Here is a 1,468-nt window from a genome sequence, read left to right as displayed (position 1 = left end):
TTTCGGCGGCTGCCTGATGCTTTGCTTGCCGGACGCGTCCCCCGTCAACCGCCGTAAAGACCGGCCACCTTGGCGCGCAGGGTTATCAGGGCAAGCACCGTGTCGATCGTGGGTGTCGGCGTATCCGTCACGCGTCCCAGCTCCCGGACCGAGCCGACGAGCGCGTCGATTTCCATGGGCCGCCCGGCATCCAGATCCTGCAACATGGATGTGCGGTGCGCGCCGACATCCGCGCCGCCCTGGATGCGGCGATCCACGTCGATGGGGAATTTGACGCCCAGCTTTTCCGCGATCTCCTGCGCTTCCAGCATCATGTTGCGCGCCACCTCCCGCGTGCCGGGATCGGTGCACAGCACATCCAGCGTGGCATGGGTCAGCGCCGAAATCGGGTTGAACGACAGGTTGCCCCAGAGTTTCACCCAGATCTCGTCGCGGATCTTCGGGCGGACGGGGGCCTTCAGCCCGGCCTTTGACAGCGCCTCTGACAGGCGCGTGGCGCGCTCTGATTTCGACCCGTCAGGCTCGCCCAGAGAAAAGCGGTTGCCCTCGATATGCTTGACCACGCCGGGTTCGATCACCTCGGCCGCCGGGTAGACCACGCAGCCCAGAACGCGATCGGGGCCAAAGCCGTTCCATTGCGCGCAGCCCGGATCGACCGAGGCCAGCCGCGTGCCTTCCAGCGCGCCGCCGATCTTGTGGAAATACCACCACGGCACCCCGTTCACGCCCGATACGATGGTCGTGTCGGGCCCGATCAGGGGCTGCATCTTCGCCACGACCGGCGGCACGGAATGCGCCTTGAGGGTGACGATCACATAGTCCTGATGCCCCAGGGCCGCGGGATCATCGGATGCGTTCACCGGATAGGTTTTCGTCTCGCCGTCCTCGATCAGCGTCAGGCCATTGGCCTGCATCGCCGCCAGATGCGGGCCGCGCGCCACCAGGCTGACATCGGCCCCGGCCTCGGCCAGTTTCGCGCCCATGTAGCCGCCGATCGCGCCCGCGCCAAAGATGCAGATCTTCATGCCTGTTCCACCAGTCCCAGTTTCTCGGCCAGGCCGATGCGTTGCAGCTTGCCGGTCGCGCCCTTGGGAATTTCGTCCAGGATCAGGATCTTGCGCGGCACCTTGAACGCCGCCAGCCGTTCGCTTGCGAAATCGCGGATGTCGCGCTCGGTGGCGTCCATGCCTTCCTTCAGCACCACGGCCGCGCCCACCTCTTCGCCCAGTTTCGCATGCGGTATGGCGAAGGTCACGACCTGCGCGATGGCGGGATGATCGGACAATACACCGTCCACCTCAAGCGGGCTGATCTTTTCTCCGCCGCGGTTGATGATCTCTTTCAGGCGACCCGTCAGGGACAGGAACCCGTCGGCGTCGAACTGGCCCTGATCCCCGGTGCGGAACCAGCGCTTGCCCTCGGCCTCGAAGAAATTCTTCTCATTCGCTTCGGGATTGCCCTCATAGCC

2 protein-coding genes are annotated in these 1,468 nt (G+C 65.2%); both read right to left on the bottom strand.

The window, feature by feature from the left end:
- Window positions 1-44: 44 nt before the first annotated feature.
- Window positions 45-1,025, bottom strand: a complete 981-nt coding sequence (locus tag ACFQ3C_RS18880) for a 2-dehydropantoate 2-reductase (protein WP_380795236.1) — start codon at window positions 1,023-1,025, stop codon at window positions 45-47.
- Window positions 1,022-1,468: AMP-binding enzyme (locus ACFQ3C_RS18875; protein ID WP_449329190.1), on the bottom strand; the 447-nt coding region annotated here is incomplete at its 5' end. The genes ACFQ3C_RS18875 and ACFQ3C_RS18880, both read right to left, overlap by 4 nt.

This window comes from Seohaeicola saemankumensis (genome assembly GCF_042678485.1).
In the GTDB taxonomy this organism is placed as follows: Bacteria; Pseudomonadota; Alphaproteobacteria; order Rhodobacterales; family Rhodobacteraceae; genus Seohaeicola; species Seohaeicola saemankumensis.
This window is presented reverse-complemented; position numbering and strand designations above follow the sequence as displayed.

Bases quoted from the DNA above. Each gene is read 5' to 3' on its own strand.
- ACFQ3C_RS18880 (WP_380795236.1), bottom strand. From the start codon at position 1,025: ATGAAGATCTGCATCTTTGGCGCGGGCGCGATCGGCGGCTACATGGGC.